The organism is Leclercia sp. TB492, from assembly GCF_049974505.2.
Taxonomy (GTDB): Bacteria; Pseudomonadota; Gammaproteobacteria; order Enterobacterales; family Enterobacteriaceae; genus Enterobacter; species Enterobacter adecarboxylatus_C.
Window position 1 is genome coordinate 2,589,108 of sequence record NZ_CM127572.1, and the last position, 22,034, is coordinate 2,611,141.

General features: G+C 50.0%; 16 protein-coding genes. All 16 read right to left on the minus strand.

Going from position 1 to position 22,034, the window contains the following annotated elements:
* Positions 1 to 92 precede the first annotated feature (92 nt).
* The 16 genes from ACP4QI_RS12240 to tssB all read right to left on the minus strand — a co-directional run bounded on the left by ACP4QI_RS12240 (position 93) and on the right by tssB (position 21,711).
* A complete protein-coding gene (locus tag ACP4QI_RS12240; RefSeq protein ID WP_426494518.1) occupies positions 93 to 1,052 on the minus strand; it encodes a hypothetical protein in 960 nt (319 codons plus the stop codon).
* Complete coding sequence (locus ACP4QI_RS12245) at positions 1,039 to 2,511, minus strand: hypothetical protein (RefSeq protein ID WP_445730291.1); 1,473 nt, start codon at positions 2,509 to 2,511, stop codon at positions 1,039 to 1,041. Before ACP4QI_RS12245 ends, ACP4QI_RS12240 begins: the two co-directional genes overlap by 14 nt.
* A 150-nt stretch (positions 2,512 to 2,661) precedes the next feature.
* Positions 2,662 to 3,519 carry a hypothetical protein gene (locus tag ACP4QI_RS12250; RefSeq protein WP_426496020.1) on the minus strand — a complete coding sequence of 286 codons (858 nt, stop codon included), beginning with the start codon at positions 3,517 to 3,519 and terminating at the stop codon, positions 2,662 to 2,664.
* Positions 3,506 to 5,110 carry a glycoside hydrolase family 19 protein gene (locus ACP4QI_RS12255; RefSeq protein ID WP_445730292.1) on the minus strand — a complete coding sequence of 535 codons (1,605 nt, stop codon included), beginning with the start codon at positions 5,108 to 5,110 and terminating at the stop codon, positions 3,506 to 3,508. Before ACP4QI_RS12255 ends, ACP4QI_RS12250 begins: the two co-directional genes overlap by 14 nt.
* A 668-nt stretch (positions 5,111 to 5,778) precedes the next feature.
* Complete coding sequence (locus ACP4QI_RS12260) at positions 5,779 to 6,084, minus strand: hypothetical protein (protein WP_426494516.1); 306 nt, start codon at positions 6,082 to 6,084, stop codon at positions 5,779 to 5,781.
* A gap of 4 nt (positions 6,085 to 6,088) precedes the next feature.
* Positions 6,089 to 6,382 (minus strand): hypothetical protein, encoded by a 294-nt coding sequence (locus tag ACP4QI_RS12265; protein WP_286966027.1) that lies wholly within the window; start codon positions 6,380 to 6,382, stop codon positions 6,089 to 6,091.
* A 210-nt stretch (positions 6,383 to 6,592) separates the two neighbouring features.
* Positions 6,593 to 7,519, minus strand: coding sequence for a hypothetical protein (locus ACP4QI_RS12270; RefSeq protein ID WP_286966026.1), 927 nt, complete (start codon positions 7,517 to 7,519; stop codon positions 6,593 to 6,595).
* Between the two features lies 1 nt (position 7,520).
* A complete protein-coding gene (locus ACP4QI_RS12275) occupies positions 7,521 to 10,202 on the minus strand; it encodes a hypothetical protein (RefSeq protein WP_445730293.1) in 2,682 nt (893 codons plus the stop codon).
* Between the two features lie 14 nt (positions 10,203 to 10,216).
* Positions 10,217 to 12,658 (minus strand): type VI secretion system Vgr family protein, encoded by a 2,442-nt coding sequence (locus ACP4QI_RS12280; RefSeq protein ID WP_426495385.1) that lies wholly within the window; start codon positions 12,656 to 12,658, stop codon positions 10,217 to 10,219.
* Positions 12,655 to 15,285 carry a type VI secretion system ATPase TssH gene (tssH, locus tag ACP4QI_RS12285; RefSeq protein ID WP_426495384.1) on the minus strand — a complete coding sequence of 877 codons (2,631 nt, stop codon included), beginning with the start codon at positions 15,283 to 15,285 and terminating at the stop codon, positions 12,655 to 12,657. The genes ACP4QI_RS12280 and tssH overlap by 4 nt, the downstream gene beginning before the upstream one ends.
* Positions 15,286 to 15,458: 173 nt before the next feature.
* Positions 15,459 to 15,950: a type VI secretion system effector Hcp gene (gene hcp / locus ACP4QI_RS12290; RefSeq protein WP_029883904.1), complete on the minus strand. Its 492-nt coding sequence runs from the start codon at positions 15,948 to 15,950 to the stop codon at positions 15,459 to 15,461.
* A gap of 5 nt (positions 15,951 to 15,955) precedes the next feature.
* On the minus strand, positions 15,956 to 17,626 hold the full coding sequence (locus tag ACP4QI_RS12295) for an OmpA family protein (protein WP_426495383.1): 1,671 nt from the start codon (positions 17,624 to 17,626) through the stop codon (positions 15,956 to 15,958).
* Complete coding sequence (gene tssL, locus ACP4QI_RS12300) at positions 17,626 to 18,291, minus strand: type VI secretion system protein TssL, short form (RefSeq protein ID WP_426495382.1); 666 nt, start codon at positions 18,289 to 18,291, stop codon at positions 17,626 to 17,628. Before tssL ends, ACP4QI_RS12295 begins: the two co-directional genes overlap by 1 nt.
* Positions 18,288 to 19,628, minus strand: coding sequence for a type VI secretion system baseplate subunit TssK (tssK, locus tag ACP4QI_RS12305; RefSeq protein WP_426495381.1), 1,341 nt, complete (start codon positions 19,626 to 19,628; stop codon positions 18,288 to 18,290). The genes tssL and tssK overlap by 4 nt, the downstream gene beginning before the upstream one ends.
* A gap of 13 nt (positions 19,629 to 19,641) precedes the next feature.
* Positions 19,642 to 21,177 carry a type VI secretion system contractile sheath large subunit gene (gene tssC / locus ACP4QI_RS12310; protein WP_285128854.1) on the minus strand — a complete coding sequence of 512 codons (1,536 nt, stop codon included), beginning with the start codon at positions 21,175 to 21,177 and terminating at the stop codon, positions 19,642 to 19,644.
* Positions 21,178 to 21,219: 42 nt separating this feature from the next.
* Positions 21,220 to 21,711 carry a type VI secretion system contractile sheath small subunit gene (gene tssB, locus ACP4QI_RS12315; protein ID WP_285128853.1) on the minus strand — a complete coding sequence of 164 codons (492 nt, stop codon included), beginning with the start codon at positions 21,709 to 21,711 and terminating at the stop codon, positions 21,220 to 21,222.
* Positions 21,712 to 22,034 lie beyond the last annotated feature (323 nt).

The following is a 22,034-nucleotide window of genomic DNA, read 5'->3' on the forward strand; positions in this document are numbered from 1 at the left end:
TTGCAGGTGCCCTGTTCAGCGTGACAAAACCCTGTGATTCCAGCGCATACTAGTTCATTCTGAACCTGGCATGCACAATACCAGACGTCGCTTTACTGGATTAACTTCATATAAAAAGTGAATGGATATTTTTTATTACCTGCTGCATTTGACCATATCCCTTTCAACTGTCCCTTTTCAAACAGACCATCAAACGTCTCCGTTCCCTCAGGAACAAAAGCATTCAAGATCAATCGCTTATCTTTCCGACGGCCAGTTACATTTATTTTTTTATTCATTTTCTCATAAAAATAATAACCAGAAACATTGTCACTGTTATATTCGAGATGCAAGCCTATTCTGAATCTTCCGTTTAATTTTCCTATATAATTAGTCGAATCAGAGTCTATACCACAGTTACTTAAACAACCAATATCATTCAAATTTATAGAGTCAGAATCTTTGCTATCAAGAGCAATTACAGGGAATTGTTTGTTTTCAACACCATTAATAATATGTGATAGATAAAACAAAATATCATTCCCTGTATATTTATTGGGTTTATATGCTAACTTAATTTGATTCACACATAATTCTGAAGCTACTTGTAAAAGCAAGCCATCTTTTTTTTCAGAAATTTCCCCTGCCGATGTATCACATTCCTTGCCAGACCATTTTTTCACGTTATTACTGAAATCAACAGAGCTTTCAATGTAATAATACCTTACAGGTGAAAGGAGTTTATTGTTATATTTAAATGTAATAAACTCTATAGCCTTTGTACTATCAAGGTACGCTTTCGAAAAAGCGTATCTTTCTCCATATTTTTGCAAAGAGACATTTTCTGTTGTTTCATTCATATCAAAATAAGGGAATATTTTTTTTCCATTTTCAATATCTGCCAATTCAACTTTGTAAGATACATCACCAATATTCCGTTCCATTTTCAAGAAAATATCGCAAGAAACACTTCCCTTTAAAGAACAGTCTGTAACATCTAAGTCAACATTTGCATGTACATAAAAGGAACATAAAGATAAAACAAGACACACTATATTATTAGATTGTTTCATTTATTATCACCTCAAATAATTCAGCATAATCCTTAAACTCATCAGCCTTATCAGGAATACCATGCCGATAACCATTGATGATTAATCTTGCATTAAAGTAATCCTTTTTACCTGTTCCCAAATAAGCCTCTAATGTATGGCCGGCCCTGAAACTACCTTCTTTCATACCTTTCATCATAATTGAAACAGCAGTACCGATTTCAAGGCAGAGATCTGGGCTGGTAACAATATCTGTACCTGTTATAGATTTGAACTTCTCATAGGAAATTTTCCATGTTAACTGAACTAAACCACGCCCGCGATATTTATACCCATCGCCAATATTTGTGTTGTGGTTCAACATAGCTCTTTGTCGGTTAGATGCAGTTGGACCTGAACCATAATCGACTTCCGCTTTGTTATATGAAATATCTTCACTAATTGGTTTAAAGAACAATCTTTGCTTGTAGGCATAAGACTCTATTCTTATTGTAGCAAGCATATAAGAAATATATTTCTCATTAAAATCCTCGAAATAATTATAATACTGCCTCTTCATTTCATTTAAAAGTTTTCGCAATGAATCTTCAGAGTCTTGAGTCAATGCAGGGATGGTTATTTTGTTTCCGCTATCATAGAATCCAAAAACTACAGAATGTTTTTCTTTATACTTTTGAATAAATTTTTCGATATCAAACCATTTAGATGAACTGTTCATTGCCTCCAAAAACACCACCGGATGCATATGCCACGCCTCCGGCCCCAGCGCAACGCCCTTTTCAGACACTTTCTTCATCCATGTCATCTTATCCAGAAACGTTTCCAGATACGTCTTCCACAACGGCGCATCCCTGGTTAACGTCCCCAGGTACGTCTTCCACAGCGGGTCATCCTTGCCGTAATACCATTCACTCCCGTGCTTCGCAATCACACGGTATAAGCGGTCGCGGTAGGAGGCATTATGCACCGCCTGAAGGTACTCCTGCTCCGGGTAACAACCGTCATGGTTGCTGTCAATCAACTCCAGCAACCGCTGGTAGTTATATTTGTTCAGTGCGTGAGTCGTACGCGTTTCATCCTGCGCCGCTTTATACAGCTGCTCCAGAATGCCCTTCACCACGTTGTCCGGTTGTTGTATGCCATCAATCAGTTCAAAACTTGCAGGTGCCCTGTTCAGCGTGACAAAACCGAGCTCGCCTAACGCATACTGTGACACTTTCTTCACACTGGCTGCGGGCAACCACCCACCCTCAGGGCGTATCTGATACCAGGCCGCGTCCTGGGTACCGGCCAGCGCATTCCCTGCCGCATCAGCGCCGGGCACGTTTGCAAGCGTCAGAATACCCGGGGCCTTTGTTTTACGGCTGCCTGCAGTTATTCCGGTATCGCCCCTTTCTGATAATGGCGCATCCTTCTGCCAGGTCAGGTAAACCGGAGCATCGTCCCCCGCCTTTCCGGGATTGGTGATGAACGTTTCCATATCATCCATGCTCAGGCACTCGATGTGCACCTGGTAGCGCGAGCGTTTCCCGTTCTCTTCCGGTAGCTGGTAAAAACCCATATGCCCGAGACTGTCTCCGGCACTGACCGGCACTGGCGCGGGAGGGACATACACATAATTGCCTTTATGTTAGGAACCATATTTTTTAAGTAAATATTCTTTCAAAGAATTCGCATTCTTATATTTAAATGGATTGTCCTTTGTATCATACCCTGATAAATTAAAGTCTTTAGCCAACAATTCATTAGTATGTATGCTTCCTTTTTTATCATATGTATATCCATATACTTTATAATAACTGCCTTCCCCCCCCTCCCCCCACATTACCAAACTAATGATATTTATTTCTGACTCAAGCTTCGTAAAAAAGACAGTACGCACAGAAGGAGCCATATTATCATGGTTCTTTATCGCATCGATAATAATTTCACCACTCGAATTCTCACGAATAAGATTCAAAGCATTATCCCTTATATATTTAATAGCGACGCTATTAACCCCTTTTAAAAGAAAGGGTCCCTGCTGTATAGATTCAAAATCGACAATGTAGCTTTTTCTTGTTATCGGATCTATTTTTAAAGCATTACTTGAGCGCTTACAAACAGAACTCTTTAAGTTGATGGGATCAATCCATTTTTGACTCATACGGCTATATGACTTTGCAAAAACTATATTTAATTCACCATCTACTGCATAGATATTATCAAATAATAAAACTCCATCAATAGATGCTGAATCCATGCTCAATCTAACACCAGAAACATCTCCCCATTGACAGGAAAAATTATAGTATTGTTTTATCACAACATTACTGGAGTTACCTTCGAGTCCCACATCAATGTTTTTAATTCCACTATCATTCTTCACTTGCAGTGAAAAATATTTGATATCTTCAACTTGATCAGAAGGTGATAATTTAAAATCTGTTGCATACGATAAATTTGCAAAAAAGACAAACAAAAAAATCAATACCTTAGAAAATTCCATCAAAAACTCCCTCGTGTAAAAATCTCATTAAATTATTATGCCTATCGTCATAGTGGTTATCATAAAGATTAACAACCCTTGTTATTGAGTCTGATACAGTTCTGCTAATACCATTATCAGCCCTGCTAAATAAGTTATTCTGATCCCAAAAGTACAAAGCAGATCTTGCTGCATAAACAGGTTCAACCAAGAGATCTGGGTTAGATTCAAAATCAACATGCTCTCCCCAAATCCTTTCGTGATAATTTGTAAAAGATCTATAGTTATTTTTAAATGTTAACTGTTTCATTCCTCTTCCCCGATATCGCCATCCATCCCCACTTGCAATATTATCATTCCCCTCTCGATCACCATATGCTCTGTTCGCAATATTTTGTTTATCTGCCGCTTGCCTCCCCGGAATATACCCATCCGTTTGAGCATCTTGAGGATGATTACGATAATATGCAAACTTATCTATAAGCACTTGTGGTCTATAATTAAAACCCTCGCTCAGATTAAAAGCAGGACCTACTTCTTGATATATTTGAGCAAAAAAATGATATAGCCTATTTTTAGTATTAATATTACAAACATCAAACTTATTCGAAAATTCTTCTGCAAGAATATCAAGAACAGAGTCAGAAACATTGCTTAGGCTGGTCCATATCCTCCTGAGCATTTCTCGCGTAATTTTTGACTTCCCTTTTGTTATACCATTTAAAAATGTTACAGGATGCATATGCCACGCCTCCGGCCCCAGCGCAACGCCCTTTTCAGACACTTTCTTCATCCACGTCATCTTATCCAGAAACGTTTCCAGATACGTCTTCCACAACGGCGCATCCCTGTTTAACGTCCCCAGGTACGTCTTCCACAGCGGGTCATCCTTGCCGTAATACCATTCACTCCCGTGCTTCGCAATCACACGGTATAAGCGGTCGCGGTAGGAGACATTATGCACCGCCTGAAGATACTCCTGCTCCGGGTAGGAGCCGTCATGGTTGCTGTCAATCAACTCCAGCAACCGCTGGTAGTTATATTTGTTCAGTGCGTGAGTCGTACGCGTTTCATCCTGCGCCGCTTTATACAGCTGCTCCAGAATGCCTTTCACCACGTTGTCCGGTTGTTGTATGCCATTAATCAGTTCAAAACTTGCAGGTGCCCTGTTCAGCGTGACAAAACCGAGCTCGCCTAACGCATACTGTGACACTTTCTTCACACTGGCTGCGGGCAACCACCCACCCTCAGGGCGTATCTGATACCAGGCCGCGTCCTGGGTACCGGCCAGCGCATTCCCTGCCGCATCAGCGCCGGGCACGTTTGCAAGCGTCAGAATACCCGGGGCCTTTGTTTTACGGCTGCCTGCAGTTATTCCGGTATCGCCCCTTTCTGATAATGGCGCATCCTTCTGCCAGGTCAGGTAAGCCGGCGCATCGTCCCCCGCCTTTCCGGGATTGGTGATGAACGTTTCCATATCATCCATGCTCAGGCACTCGATGTGCACCTGGTAGCGCGAGCGTTTCCCGTTTTCTTCCGGTAGCTGGTAAAAACCCATATGCCCGAGACTGTCTCCGGCACTTACCGGCACTGGTGCGGGAGGGAAATGCACATCATTACCTTCATAGTAGTGATTTTTTCATATATCAATCCTTAAGCAATCGTTAACCCTATTAATCCAGCCATTGAGAAATCTAACCTGCGTGTTAGGTACACCATCAGTTATGCTTAAAGAACGATAATAAGCTTTCCTAATTTCTGCGATACGTAACAATAGTTGCTCCTGATCTTCAATTGCATTAATGCACTGGTTTATATCATCATCCATTGTGTTGCTGTTCTTATCCCCGTATTGTGGACACAGCCCTAAGTGAGGTTCTTCTTTTCAAGTGGCATCGCCAGCGATTGTAATCGCACTAAATATAATTAAACACCATTATCCTCATTATTTTCCGGCAGACAAAGCCCTCACTGTAGATGTTACTTCACCAGCCTCAGTACAAATAAGCGTAACCCTGTTCAGTACTATTACGGTCAAAGCCCAGCCTGACGCGATAACACCCATGCGGGTCAAGCCGTCGCACCAATACCTCCGGAATTATTTATAATGTGACTCTAGATACTTCTTAATCTCCGCTGCATTTTTATACTTAAAGTGTAACTCTTCTCCATTAAACACTCCATCAAGGCCATTAAGATTCTGGTCATTTTTTATAGAGGTGTTTATATCAAGATGATTAGAGGAGTATTTATAACCATAAACCTGATAAGAAACTGCATTTATTTTTCCGCAGAATGGCGTTGCTTCCAAGAGATCAGTACAATTACATTGTTTTGTTTGTATATGTTAACTAAAAATACTGTTTCAACATTAGGAAGATCACCATCAACCTCATAAGAATCCACTTTATAATGATTGCCATTACTTTCAAAATAAAGACCCAATGGATAATTGATGTCACTATCCTTCTTAATATAGACACTACTTTCGTTATCTAACTTAAATGGCCCTTGCACTATATCTGATTGAGCGACCGTATAAAAAGATAAAACTAAAAAGGACAGCCCTAAAATAAACCCACACATAAATTTACTCCTTGTCCACGCCCAATAACGGGGCTACAGCATTAAACCTCTGTAGGCGATCAGAATAACCGTTCTGTCCACCATTAACTTTTTGCGTAACCTCGTATACGTTTAATGTACTGGCAGTTTTGTTCAGGTTCTTACTTGCCCAGAAGGAAAATGCTGACTCTACACCATATTCAATATTACTCATCACTAATTCGGGGCTTTCAATAAAGTCTCTCTTATCATCAGGATTCATTTGATTATGTTTATTAGTGAAAAGCCTATATCCATCTTTGCCAGTCAGTTGGATCATTCCCCTGCCTCTGTATTTATAGCCCTCACATGCAGGCGTATTTCTTTTTTTCCATGTCCTGTTTCCTGCGTTGAATAACTGTCAAACTCACCCGTATTTATTCTTTTTATCGGAAACTCATTTTTAAAGCATGATATAATTTACCCTGTTCCCCCTTAACTGCTAGCGAGTAATCAGTTTTTTATAATGCATCTGATCATACCTCACTGACTACATGTTTAAATCTGAACATAACATATTGTTATCCATGGATTTATTTTTATTATTGATATATCTTACCTTACACCATTTCCCATCATCACTAACAGACAATAAATTAACTTCATCACCTTTAATAAGATAGGTTTTCTTTATCTTATACACCGAGTCGTAAAAATAAGATCTCGCTGACACAACATTTATCGTTTGATATGATGAGCATTCATTTTTACCGGATTTAATTGGAGTTGCTTTAATTAAAACAAACTTTCCATTTGAATTTTTCTCATCCATAACTTCAACTTTTGCAGAGTCTTTATTAAATATAACCCAAGGGCTATTAACAAAAGTCTCGCACTTCCCTTTTTTATTTGCAATCACAATGGAGTAGTTGTCATCAAATAATGCATTCTTATTATTATACAACTTATATATCAATTTATCCGTACTATTATAAATTACAATTGACAGATGTTTTATTTTGTCGTTTAAGATTATGTTCGTGTCATAGGCATCCATATCATTTTCTATTTCTTCTGTTTTTTCACCTATAAAGTTCATATATTTTTCGGCTGGCGTCTTATCTAAATAACAAATACCTTCTTTAACCAATATTCCATTCTTTTTACTTTTAATATTCGAGTATAGACAATCGATAAAGAATTTATTGTTACTATATTTCAAAGTTGCATAGACCGTAGAATCATGCAACGATCTACTGTCAGCTATAATTGCAGGGGCATTTGAAAAAAAATCAAACGAATAAGAAGGGTTTCCTGTGTAATCTTCTGTGAAGTTTAATATTCCTTTTTTATCGTTTTTTTGTGCATAAATCACATTGTTTATTTTATCGTATCCGTAATTTATTGGCTCATCAGCAAAACTAACCATTGAGCATCCACTTAAGGAGAGCAATAACAGATATATATATTTATTCATTTTAAAACCCCTTGGAAATAGAAGACGTTTCTTCTAAAATGGTTTGGAATTTCATAGCATATGAAGCTATTAGAACCTTTTGATCACTACCGTTAATGATCTTTCTTGCCCCTTCGTAATCTATCCCACTATTGTTTATATACGAGGAAAGTTTCTTACCTGTAAACAAACCATCCTCCATACCCCAAATCATAATTGGCACAGCATGTTTAAAATCACCCGCGAGATCTGGTTGACTTACATAATCGATTTCAAATTTATCCTTTGCTTTTTGATAATTATTTTTCCAGGTAAGATGCACACATCCTCGCCCTCGATATTTATATCCATCACCCTCTTTCGTATTTCCGTTAACTAATGCTCTGTTTTTTAATGCCTGTGTTGCAGCAAGAACGGGATCGTATTTATTAAAGTAACTCAGACCACCTACCTCTGGTTGTTCACTAAAAAACTCACCAGTTGGGAAGTGATATGTCTCATGTCTCGTAGTTGCAAGCATATACGAAATGCCATATAAATTTGGTTTATACTCCAAATGTTTTGGATAAAAGTTATTTATGCTCTCTAGGATTTTTTTCAAATTATTTTTTGAATTTTGAGATAAAACTGGCGTACCTGAAGCAAAAGTAACATGTTCTTTTTCATAAAGGGCAATAAAAGCGTTAACATTAATTAATTTTGATTTTTCCTTCAGCGCTTCCAAAAAAACAATCGGATGCATATGCCAGGGTTCTGCCCCCAGCGCAACCCCCTTTTCTGCCGTTTTCTTCATCCACGTCATCTTATCCAGAAACGTTTCCAGATACGTCTTCCACAACGGCGCATCCCTGGTTAACGTCCCCAGGTACGTCTTCCACAGCGGGTCATCCTTGCCGTAATACCATTCACTCCCGTGCTTCGCAATCACACGGTATAAGCGGTCGCGGTAGGAGGCATTATGCACCGCCTGAAGGTACTCCTGCTCCGGGTAACAACCGTCATGGTTGCTGTCAATCAACTCCAGCAACCGCTGGTAGTTATATTTGTTCAGTGCGTGAGTCGTACGCGTTTCATCCTGCGCCGCTTTATACAGCTGCTCCAGAATGCCCTTCACCACGTTGTCCGGTTGTTGTATGCCATCAATCAGTTCAAAACTTGCAGGTGCCCTGTTCAGCGTGACAAAACCGAGCTCGCCTAACGCATACTGTGACACTTTCTTCACACTGGCTGCGGGCAACCACCCACCCTCAGGGCGTATCTGATACCAGGCCGCGTCCTGGGTACCGGCCAGCGCATTCCCTGCCGCATCAGCGCCGGGCACGTTTGCAAGCGTCAGAATACCCGGGGCCTTTGTTTTACGGCTGCCTGCAGTTATTCCGGTATCGCCCCTTTCTGATAATGGCGCATCCTTCTGCCAGGTCAGGTAAGCCGGCGCATCGTCCCCCGCCTTTCCGGGATTGGTGATGAACGTTTCCATATCATCCATGCTCAGGCACTCGATGTGCACCTGGTAGCGCGAGCGTTTCCCGTTCTCTTCCGGTAGCTGGTAAAAACCCATATGCCCGAGACTGTCTCCGGCACTGACAGGCACTGGCGCGGGAGGGACATGCACATCATTGAAAAAAGGCTCACTGCCGGATGCTGCCGGGGCAGCCGTCAGGCTGTCACCATCTGACACCACCCACACCCGGTCGCCCTTCTTCAGCTTATCCTTATCCCGGCCCAGTGTGACCAGACTGAATGTTCTTGCTGCATCGCCGGCGTTCCTGCCGGGGCGAACGACCTGCTGCGCGGTATTACCGGGCTCGTAAGAAAGCGGGAAATCTGCCGTCAGTCTGCCTGCATTTTTATACTGCAGTACGTCTTCACGGCTCAGATAGTATGACCAGTCTGTACGCGAGGTGCAGTTCACCATTCCTTCTGACTGAGTGGTGTAAGCCGGGGCGCATTTTGCCCACCAGGAGGGAACGGGCGCTGACGCCGCCGCTTTCAGTGAGCCCCGGTCAGACACCGTCCAGATTTTCGTTCCTGCGGCCAGCGTTTCTCCTGCAGCATTTTTCGTCTCACTGGTAATGGTCACCTCTGTAAACTGACGCCGGTCACTGCTGCGGGTCACGATGGTGTCACTCAGCGTGACAGGGGTGTCTTTAGCCAGTTTTCCGGCTGCGCGCCCCGCCTGCAAATCTTCCGCGCTGGTGTAGTAACGCTGGACGCCTGCTACTTTTCTGTCTGACAGGCTTCCCTGTTGTTTATAAGCGACACAGGGCGCCAGATTCATATACAGCGTGAAAAATGTCAGTCCACTTTCTTCCGTGTCGCCCGGCTGAATATGATGTTTCACCAGCACAAAGGACGTTGAAAGGTGCAGATTTTCTCCCCGCCATTCAATAGCGGCGCTTTCGTAGTCCTTACACACACGCCAGGCTACGATTTCTCCGTCGGCCATACAACGAATAAATTGCTCCCCTTTATACAGTTCACAGCGATATTCTTTCTCGGCCTCGCTGTCCGTACTCAGGGCACACCAGGGGATGGTAGCATCGGTAATATGAATGCCTCCATGCCACATTCCCTGACTTCCTACCAGATACAGTCCCGACCTTTCACGTTCAAGCTTCGATAATAACTCTTCAGCAGAAGTGAACTCCTGACCTTTAGCATCTGAAGGGACGGGAAAACTCTGTTTAGGTATAACTGCAGCCATAAAAAACCTCCGTGTTAATCACATGCCCATTTTGCAGAACCTTTGGCAGGATCCTTTTCAGGCTGATTCTGTCGATGTTGATCATCATTTTTCGATGGGTCCGAATTATCCGTTCCTGGCTCGTTATTAGTGTCCGGGTTTAAAGAGGTTAAAGGAAAATCGGGAGTGTCACAGGGAAGACTTGCAGGAGTACAGGGAACCAGATACGTCGCCACTTTCATTATCATCATCCCTTCCGAGCCATGCTCTATCCCGTTCTGGCTCAGCTTCAGATATGATCCGCCGCCGTTCAGCGTTAAGATTTTCGGCGTGGTAATGGTGATTTCGTCTTCGTTACTGGTGATGGTCATCTGCTTTTCAGAGAACAACGCCATAGTGTTATGCTGTGCCTGAACCTCAATATCCCCCTGATTCGCAACCAGCTTCGCCCCATCCTTATGTACAAACAGCCCCAGTGCCTTTTCTACCGTCACGGACAGGTTTTGCATGGCGCCGATATTCAGATGCTCGCCGGCGTTAATCATGGTGTTCTTCGTGCTGGTCAGCTGGAGATGTTCACCGGAGGTCAGTGCCACCCCCTGCGGGGCGCTTGCCAGTATCACCGACGACTGAAGGTCTTTCAGCCTGCCCGTGACCAGGTTGATCTGGGTGCTGATATCCGATACCAGCGCCCCGGCCGCTTCGGCGGCACCGTTCAGCGCCTGCATCTGACTGTTGGCTTGGGTAATCTGATTCACCGCCGGGGTCATCTCCAGCACCTGCCCCTGCGCTTTTGGCTGCTCATGTGCGGCCAGGAAAAGCCCCCTGGCCGCACGAACGGCACCATACTCATCCGTGCGCAGCTCAAAGCCTGTACCGCGACGTTCGCGCTGCGCATCAACCAGATGGCCCATATTAAGCTGACTTTTCCCGTACTCCGTGGCGAACTTGATATGCTCCTCACCGCGCCTGTCTTCCAGCCGCAGTTTGTTATTCGCCGGAGTACGCAGAACGTTGCGCGTGTGGTTATCACTGGTTACGTGGTCAGGGTGTTCAGAGTCATGCTGCGCATACGCAATATACGGCCGGTCAGGGTCTCCGCTGTCAAACATTACCGCCACTTCCGTACCGTCGAGCAACGGCGCATGCCAGCCGTAGGTGTCACCGGCGTACGGTTTCGCCAGCCGTAGCCACAGATAAGCGTAACCCTGCTCGCTGCTGTTGCGGTCAAAATCCAGCTTCACCCGGTAACGGCCCTGCGGGTCAAGCCAGGCATAGATATCTCCTTTCTGTGTGCTCTCCACGCGCGCCGGCAGCGTGCCGGAAATCACCGGACGGTTAAGCGGTGCCGGGCGGTAACAGACGGTCTCACTGTAGGGGATACCCTCGAACGACATCCGGAAGCTGTCCTGCCGCGAGCCGCTGGCTTTTACCGTGGTGATAACTATCCCGTCCTTCACCACCTCCGGCAGGCCGGCATTGGTTTCCAGCACCTGTCCCGGCGCCAGATGCGGGCTGGAGGTGCGCCCGCTGACGGTATACTGCTTATTCAGGATGCGCTCGTGGCGCAGACGGGCGAAGAACGCGCCGGTTTCGGGGCTTTCCGTATCACCGGCTGTCAGAAACGGCTCTGCGTAGTGGTAGGTTTCACCCGTTGTGATGCCTTCCTGACTGCTGAGGCTGACCGTGCTGTCCTGCGGCGTCAGCGCTTCCCGGTAGTTGTAATCCCGGGTCGTCACCCCGCCACTGACAACGTGGTACGCGGTATGAATATCCCAGACACTCTCCCTTCCGCTGTCACTCATCCCGGCAGGGTTGCGTAACGGGAGGGTCACACCAAACTGGTACTGCTCCTGAGAGTCCTGAAAAATGACGACATCCTGCTCAAGGCGGCTGTCCATCTCGAACCGCCAGAAAATCCCCACTTCGGCCAGCAGACGCTCAATAAACTCCAGGTCGGTTTCACACCACTGAGTAATCAATTCCCGGACCGGATACTCGCGGGACAGGCGGAATTCAAAGTCTACCCCTTCCAGCCTGTGTTTACGCAGGATCTGCTCCACCACTTCAACAACGGACTGATTGAGGAAAATTTCACAGCCCTTCGTTTTCGCTAACAAGGCAATACGTGGCACCAGCGTCAGGGCGTAAACGGTATCCTCTTTTGATGTGGATTTGCGCTCAAATTCCTCAATCACGCCGTAAACGGTACGCACAGGTAAAGCAGGCGTCCCGTCAAATACCGGGGTCTGGAACGTAAAGGATGCGGGTTTTAACAGCACGGCTTCACTTGTGATATCCGGCGAAGAGCAGGTCACGGAGATATCATATCGCCAGGGCTTGCTCAGGGATTCCACCGAGCTGAATTTCAGTACGTCAAGAAATTCAGCGCAGTCATGAACATCGACCCGGTAGCGCGACTGGCCCAGCAGTTGCTGTACCAGACTGGCCGCATCGTTTATTAAAGACTCGCTCATACGCCCGCACCTTCATCAAACGCCAGCACAATCCCATTCTCGTCATCCCAGCCAAGCCGCAGGTTCTGCGGCTTCTGCCCCGCAGCCATATGGCTGAGCAGTTGCTGGCTCAGTACCGGTAGTATCTGCTGGTTCAGCAGGCTGTCGATATTGCGCGCCCCGGTATCCGGCAGCAGGCAGGCGACGATCAGCGCGTCGTACAGGGAGTCATCGATCGAGGTCTGCATACCATAGTGGCGCGCCAGACGCTGGCTCACCTGGTTCAGCTTTATTCCCACAATCGTGCGCATGGCCTCCCGGGTGAGCGGGCGGTAAATCACCGTCTGGAAACGCGCCAGCAGCGCAGGCTGGAAGTGATCGCGCAGCAGCGGGCGCAGCAGTTCATGCAGGTCTGATTCGGTACTTTCCGGCTGTTCGTCCAGCATCTGCATGATGTAATCGCTGCCGAGGTTGGAGGTCATCAGAATGACCGTGTTGCGAAAATCGATTTCACGCCCCTCGCCGTCACGCATAAAGCCGCGGTCGAACAACTGATAAAACAGGTTCATTACGTCGCGGTGGGCCTTTTCCACTTCATCCAGCAGCACCACACTGTACGGGCGTTTTCTTACGGCCTCAGTCAGAATACCGCCCTGACCGTAGCCGACGTAGCCTGGCGGTGAACCCTTAAGCTGGGAGACGGTGTGTGGTTCCTGATATTCGGAGAGGTTGATGGTAATCAGGGATTTCTCGCCACCGAACAGTTCACCGGCAAGCGCTAAAGCGGTTTCGGTTTTGCCAGTGCCGCTTGGCCCGGTCAGCAGGAACACGCCCTGCGGGCCGTTCTCCGGCGCGAGGCCGGTTTTTGACGCGCGCAGGCGCTGCGCGATGGCATTCAGCGCCGCAACCTGGCCCACCACGCGTTTACCGAGGCTGGTTTCCAGGCTCAGCAGCTCCGTCTGCTCGTCCTTCATTAATGAAGAGAGCGGCACACCGGTCCAGTCGGCAATCACCGTTGCGACGGTACGCACGTCCACGTCCAGCCCCAGCAGCGGGTTACTCTGCTGAACCTCACTCAGTTGCTGTTGCAGGTCGGCAATTTCTGCCTGACGAGAATTATCCGCGCGGCAGGCGAGCAGTTCTTCCGTGAGTTTCAGCTCCTGGCCGTACTGCGTTTCCCGTTCGTCGAGTTCCACGATGATGCGGACTTCGTCCTGCTCAATGGCCGCCAGGCGCTCACCGGGAGGAGTGTTGCCCACCGCGATATCTTCCAGCAGCGCCTGCTTTTCCATCGCCAGGGCCGTGAGCTGTGCCTTCATCCCGGTCAGCGGCTCCGGCACGGTGTCAAGGCTCATACGCACGCGGGCCGAAGCAGTGTCCAGCAGGTCCACCGCCTTGTCCGGTAGCTGGCGGCCGGTCAGATAGCGCCTTGACAGGGTCACCGCCGCCCTGACCGCCTCATCGGTAATGTGCACTCCGTGGTGCTGCGCGTAGCGTGATTTCAGACCCCGCAGCATCAGGCAGGCGGTATCGTCGTCTGGCTCATCCACCTTCACCATCTGGAAGCGCCGCTCCAGCGCGGCGTCGCGCTCGAAGTACTGTTTGTACTCGCTCCAGGTCGTCGCGGCGATGGTTCTGAGTTCGCCACGGGCGAGCGCAGGTTTCAGCAGGTTGGCCGCATCCGCACCACCCGCTTGGTTGCCTGCGCCGATAATGGTGTGTGCTTCGTCAATAAACAGCAGCACCGGTAGCGGCGACTGCTGCACTGCCTCAATGATGTTTTTCAGGCGCTGTTCAAATTCGCCCTTCACGCCCGCGCCGGCCTGCAGCAGGCCAAGGTCAAGAGTGCGTACCGAGACCGGCTTCAGCGCATCCGGCACGTTGCCCTCCGCGATGCGCAGTGCCAGCCCCTCGACCAGGGCGGTTTTGCCCACGCCGGGCTCGCCCACCAGAATCGGGTTGTTCTTACGGCGGCGGGAGAGAATATCCACCATCTGGCGGATTTCGTTGTCGCGGCCGAACACCGGGTCGATTCTGCCCTCGCGGGCACGGGCGGTGACGTCGAGGGTGAACTTGTCCAGCGCGTTCTGCAGTGCCGGGGTGAGTTCACCTTCCTTGATTTCTTCATCTATAAGCGTCGCATCGCCAGTCTGCGACAACCCCGCCTCCTGCTGCACCTCCGGGCGCTCGTCCGACTGCGCGTCCAGCAGCGGCCGCAGGCGCTCAAGCTGGCTCTGCGCCAGGGCCAGCAGCGGCCAGAGACCATCGCAGCGCACCCGCAACGGTTTCTCCACCAGCGCCATCAGCAGGTGAATGCTGCGGATCTGCTCTTCACCCGCCAGCGACGCCCGCAGCCAGGCGTCCTGCATCAGGCTCTGAATGCTGTCAGATAGCTGCGGACGGCTGCGCACTGAACGGGGCAGCGTGTCGAGAAATACCAGCAAATCCTGCCAGATGGCGTCCATATCCCATTCGTAGCGTCGTGCCAGCACCGTCAGGTCGCCCTCGCCCTGCTCCAGCAGCTTCAGCAGCCAGTGCTCGGGCAGGATTTCCGCGTGGGCGCGGGTCTGGCACAGGGAAGCCGCGCCCTCCATCGCACGGGCGCAGTAGGGGTTAAGACGGCGTAACAGGATGGCTGGGTTTTCCATGAGACTCTCTCTTTATCAGTTCCGGGCACGCTACCGCCCGTCGCTGTTCCCTGTCATTCAGGAACCCGAAGCGCATCAGGTCAGGCAGGCAGATTGTGTTGTTCTTTGCTGAACGCCCGCGGTTACAGACGTTCAGCAAAAACGGCGGACAGGCAACCCTGTCCGCACGGGACTTACGCGGTGGTACGTTCGTTCCAGGAATCGGAATGAATGATGTTGCCGTCCTTGTAGGTCCAGGTGATTTTTTCGTAGCGCAGCTCAATCTGCTCCAGGTGGTTGTGCTTCTCGAACGCCGGATCTTTAATGTCGTGCATCTTCGGATTCACTTTCACCAGCTTGACGTTCTCAAGCTTGGTGTTGAAGTACTCCACTTCCTGGCCGGCGTCGTTGATTTTGTACCACTTGAATTCGGCAGATTTCAGGGTCTGGCCGGTGGTCACCGCCTTGTACAGATACGGGCTGGAGGAGTCGATTTCCTTGGTGAACAGGAACGGCGTGTGGATACGCGTGCCGGTCAGTTTGCCGGTATTATTGTCGGTCGGGATGTACAGGTTATGCTCCTGCGCCACCACCTCAATGCTGCCTTCACGGTCCTTCACGTCCACGGACCCTTTGATGTCCGCGCCGCCGTCGTCCTTCAGCCACAGATAAACAGGAATTGCCATGTTAATTACTCCATTTCATTTTTTGAGACATCATCATCCGATGACGCCAGTGTGTTGCCCGGCAACCGGCAGGCATTAGCCTGCGGCACCAGACTGATTTCGACACGGCGGTTCAGCACGCGGCCTTCCGGGGTGTCGTTGGTGGCGACTGGACGGTTTTCGCCGTAGCCCTGCACCGCAAAACAGCTCTCCGGCACGTCGCCGGTGTCGCGCATCCAGTCGCGTACGGACTCCGCCCGCTTAAGCGACAGCACCTGGTTGGATTTGTCATCCCCCGTGCTGTCGGTATGGCCCGCCACCACAATCAGCCAGCCGGGCTTCGCCTTAATCCCCACCAGCGAATTCACCAGCAGCTTCGTGGTGCCGGGTTTCAGCGCCCACCTGCCGGTGTCGAACAGCGACATACTGTCGAGGCGGATGATTTTCGGTACTGGCTTAATGGCGGGTGCCGGAGGGGGCACATACGAGTCAATCGCCTTCTGTAACGCCAGCCACAGACGCTGACCGGGGTAATAGCCCAGCGCATACCTGAGCGGTTCCCCCTGCCGCTGCCAGCGTTCCAGCAGAAGGGCGTCCTGTTTCAGCGCGGCAAGTGACTGCGCCTTCGGCTCATAATGGTTCATGGGGATGGCATACCAGCGCTGCAAATTCGTCCAGACCTGGCGGATCAGCGCCGCGTTATTCACACCAGAAAAACCGATGGCAGCAAGAACACATACCAGCATCCATAAAACGAGGCGACGGGTACGCTGCCCACCCTGGACGGGCGCACAGTAAGGCGCAAGCATCGGTAACACCTCATCAGGAAAACGCCCTGCCACCTCTGCGGATCCGGCTGCCGGTGGTAAAACCAGATGCGTCAGACGACTCAGGTGATGCGACCACAGCGAACCCGTGTCAGCAGAGGCCATACCGCTGCGAAACGCCACAGCAAACAGATGAACCGACGGGAACAGTCGATCCTCTTTCACCAGTTCATCCATCAGAATGGTGCGTATAAAAGCAAAGGCTTCCCGAAGGACAGGCATCAGCGCCAGATGATTGTCCTGCTGCCAGTCATCCAGCGCCTGTGGCGTCTCATCAACAGGGCAAACAACCGGTTTATCGCCACGGACAATAACCCACGGGGTTTCGGGACCGGAAAACTCACCGCTCAGGATCACCGGCGGAGTGAATCCGGCGATCAGACACAATTGTTTCATCTGCTGGCGCAACGCTTTCAGGGTCGCGCGCAGCACCGCTTCATCCTGATGCCCGTCGGGGTGGCAGGTATACATAACGGCGATTTGTCCGGCCTGCCGCGGCTGCTGCTCCTGGATATCGCGCACGATATCAGTGAGCCTGCTGATGTCATTCACCCGCAGCCACCAGCCCTGCGCTGTTTTACGCAGCGTTTGCACCCCAAACAGTGCATCCAGGCTGTCCCCACAGACGAGAACAATCGGCCCCGCGTCAGCGAATACAGGCAGCTCAGCACCAGACGTTCCGCCATTGCCCCGAGCCTGGCTGAAACGGCTTTTTCGCCGGATCTGCCAGACGTTCAGCGCAACGATGCACAGTGTCATCACCCCTTTAAACAGCGTGCCTGCCGGAATGAAACCCCACAGAAGCCACAAAAGCGCAGCGGCACTCGCCATTACGTGGAGTATCAGAGAAACCATGACTGATTTGCGCATTAGTGGGGCAACTCCGGTAACTGCGCGGATAACAGCGCCTGAAGCCAGAGATGACCGCCCCACCACACGACGGCCATGACCACAGCCGCCGCCACGATCCAGAACCAGACGGAACGAAGCAGGCTGTAACGGTGCTTTGCGGTCCGGCGCACCACCAGAGAGATCTCCGCATCCAGAGGCGGCACCCGCTCAGCAAGCGCTTTAATCACTTCTTCCCGCTGCGACTGGCTGACTGAGCTCTTGCTGTATAATCCGTGGAACCCCAGCGCGATCACCCGGTGGTAGCAGGTCAGAACGGCCATATCCGGCGCAGGCTGGCGCAACACCTCAGCGATACGATCCCAGAGGGCCTCGCCTGCGTGTAATGATCCGAAATAGCGTGCCTGTAACGGCGCTTTTCGCCATGCCGTATGGCCTGCATCGGCTTCACCCGGCGCTCTGCTCATCACCACTTCATCAAGCAACGCACACTGGGCATAGGAAATATGCGCAATGCTGGCCTCGTCGTATCCGGCACGTTCCAGTGCCCCGCGCACCTGTTCCACCTGTTTGCTGCAGGTTTCATACAGCACATTACCGTCCGGTGTTGTTGCCCCCTGCTTAAGAAGGGTGACAGTTAGCCAGGTGTCGGCCATCAGTGCATCAATATCAATACCTTTTCTCATGATCGCAGTACCGCAAACAGTTCGAGTTCAAGCCGTCCCAGCAGGGCTGGCACGTAGAACATGCAGACGCCCTGCTCCAGCATGTCCCTGGCCGCAGCACTCTCCATGTCCAGCGCGAAGTACTGGTTCTCCATTCGCACCGGCAGTGCTGCCGGCACGCGGTTAACAGCAATAATCGGGATCCCCTGCAGGGCGACGGTCGAAATCGCATTCACCTCATCCGGTGAACCCGCCTTACATAATGCCGGGAACTTCTCTACCACCTGCCAGGCGGGAACGTCAGACCTAACAGAGAGCCAGAGATCGGCCTCCTCACGCAGACGAATATCATGCAGCGAGGCTTTCCACGTCTGTTCGTCCGGGCGAAGCATGTCAAGCGCGATAACACGGGACGGCAGGCTGGCTTCCAGTAAGCCGGTAATCAGTTCAAACAGCGGCGGAAACGTTTTTTCCGGTTCGGCATGGTCATAGCCGGGAATGGCGTCCAGATCGCTGTCGAGAGAAAACGTCAGCATGCTGCCCGCGAGCCGCGCAAGCTCCGCCCACACCTGTTCAGGATGACGGGCCGGAAAACGTTCAAACTCTGTCAGCACCCGCGCATGGGAGTTCAGCGCATTGAGCAGCCAGAAAAGAGAGACGTCTGCCACCGCGAAATCGGCCAGACGCTCGTTGCTTTCCCGGCGCATGGACATCAGACGCTGGCGGCGAGAGCGAAGCTGGCGGTTCAGTAACACCAGTCTTTCCCGCATCGCCGGGCTGGCAGAAAACAATGCCATGGGCGGAATAAATGCAGGATCCTGACGCCATCCCTGTCCGTCGCGGATAAGCCGTGCAACCGGGCAGCACTCCCACGACGCGTTATCCTCATGTTCAAACCGGATAGCGAGGTTAAAGCGGGCGACAGCGACGGACTCCTCTTCGCTGCCAAACGCATCCTGGACACTCACCCACTCTTCACGGTAGCGAAGGGGCCGGTCTGCCATAACCGGGTCCTGCTGCACGTTATTCAGCCCCGACTGCAGGAGCGGCAGGGCAATCACCACCGTAACCCTGTCTGAACGCTGCGATAAATCCAGTTCGCGTGGTTCCGGCGGCAGATCGCTGACGCCTGTATCTACCAGCGTGCCATCAGGCAGCCAGAGCCGCAGGTGTGTCACCTGAATCAGGCCTGAACCCAGCAGTCTTTCATCAAATTGAGCCCGCTCCACGCCCCACGCAAACGGCGAGGCGAGCGCCGCTACGCCTGTGCTGCGAAAGGATCCCCATTCTGACTGTTGCTGGAACTGCTGAGGGGACAACAGCGCCCCCTCGTTCCACAGCGGACGATAAATTTTCATCCCTGTTACCGCCTTACGCTTTCGCTTTTGGCATCTGGCTAACCAGCGACAGATTCACATCCATCCCTTCCACCTGGAAGTGCGGTACCGCGTACAGGCGCACGCGGAAGAAGCCCGGGTTGTCCTCAATATCTTCCACTACCACTTTCGCGTCGCGCAGCGGATGGGAAGCCTGCAGTTCATCGCCCGGGTCGGTCATTTCGGTCACCAGACCGCGTACCCAGGTGTTGAGTTCCAGCTCCAGCAGGCGACGATCCTTGGTGGTACCGATGTTTTCGCGCTGGATCAGCTTCAGGTAGTGCGCGATACGGGACAGCAGAAAGATATAGGGTAGTCGCGCGTTAATGCGGCTGTTGGCGGTTGCATCGGCGGTGTCGTACAGCGCCGGTTTCTGTGTAGAGTTGGCCGAGAAGAAGCAGGCGTAATCGCGGTTTTTGTAGTACGACAGCGGGATAAAGCCCAGATTCGCGAACTCAAACTCCCGGGTTTCGGGGATCATCACCTCGGACGGGATCTTCACCTGGTTGCCGGTCCCCAGATCGTACAGATGGATCGGCAGGTCTTTCACTGCGCCACCGGCCTGCGGGCCACGGATCTGCACGCACCAACCGTTGTTGATAAAGCTCTTCACCATATTGGAGGCGAAAGAGAATGACGCGCTGGTCCAGAGGTATTTCTCATGATCCGGGCCTTTCACCTGTTCAACATAGTTGAAGCTGCGCACCGGCACGGTATCCGGGCCGTACGGCAGACGCCCCAGCACGCGCGGCATCACCAGACCGATATAGCGGGAGTCGTCGGTGTCGCGGAAGGATTTCCATTTGATGTACTCGGCACGGTCGAAGTAGTTGCCGATATCTTTAATGGCCGCCACCTCTTCCATCGACTCCTTCAGGAAGAATTTCGGCCCGACGGATCCGATAAACGGCATATGTGCCGCGGCGGAGACTTTGGAGATGTTGCGCAGCAACGCCATATCCTGCGGGCTGGCGTCAAATTCGTAAGAAGAAATCACCGAGCCAATCGGCTCCCCGCCCGGGGTGTCGTATTCGGCAGTGTAGGTGTGCCAGTAAAGTCCGCTCTGGATAAGCTCCGGCGCATCTTCGAAGTCCTGGCGCAGGTCATCTTTGGAGACGTCAAGAATTTCGGTTTTTACGTTCTGGCGATAGTCGGTATTGTCCACCAGCTGTTTCAGGCCACGCCACAGGGATTCTACCTTCTGGAATTCTTCATGGTGCATCACCGCATCCAGCTGGCGGCTGATTTGAAAATCCAGCTCTGCGATATGGTGATCGATCAGCGTTTTATCGAGCTTTTCCACCTGCTGGCCGGATTTACGGATGCAGTCCATAAACACCTGCATCGCAGCCGTCAGGCGCTCGCCCGCAGGCGCATCCGCCAGCGCGGCATCGTCCAGAAATGCATTAATATCCCCAAGGCTGGACGCCGGGGTAAGGTTGATTTTTTCAAACAGGGAGGCGTAAACGCCCTCTTTTTCAAGTACGGTGGTTTGCCCTTGAGCAGAGCCAGTTTCAGTATTTACAGACATCAGCATATTCCCGGTTAATCCATTAAAAGAGATACCCACGTTTTATTTCGGGGCAAGCGCGCTCATTTCGTCGCGTAATTCCTGAGACAGCGCCGGATCCTTAAGAATTTTCTCGAGCTCTTTTCTGAAAGTGGCGTTATCAAGCAGATTGGATTTTAGATCGCGTAATAAATTACGCATCGCCAGCATGGCGCGAAGCTGAGGAATTTGACGGGCAACCTGTTCGGGCTCGAAATCTTTTATACATGAAAATTGCAGTTGGATATTTTCTTCTGAACCCTCGCCAGCCAGCGTATTCTGTACAGCCAGGTTAATTTCCGGGTTAAATTCTGAAAGTACACTGTCGAAATTATTTTTATTAACGTTAACCTTTTCCCTCTCTGATAACGGCCGTTTTTCTTTGCCATTACTGAAATCACCAACGGTAAGGAGCTTAAGCGGCAGTTCAACTTTCTTTTGCGCGCCCCCCGTATGGAGAGCCAGCTTGAGATTTATACGTGCCCTGGGCACTTCATTCTGAAATGTATCAGCCATAGCAGTCCCTTTTCCTTAAGGAATAGTTATTAAGTAAAACTACATTTGTTTGCAGAGGCGATATTAGAACAAGTAATTACATGTAATCAACTAACTCTTGGTCCAAAAGTAGACTTCCATCAAACAGTTAACTTTAATTCCTGTCAGTGAGTAATATTAAACAATAATTATGTATTTGCGAGGCGAATAACATATTAATACTCAATCTATGCTTTAACAAATATCGATGGGTAATTATGGTTTTTACAGAAGGGATAATAACGTAAAATTAGAGCTACGGTAGATTCTTGCATAATTCTAAATCAGATCAAAACTGGCGCTAC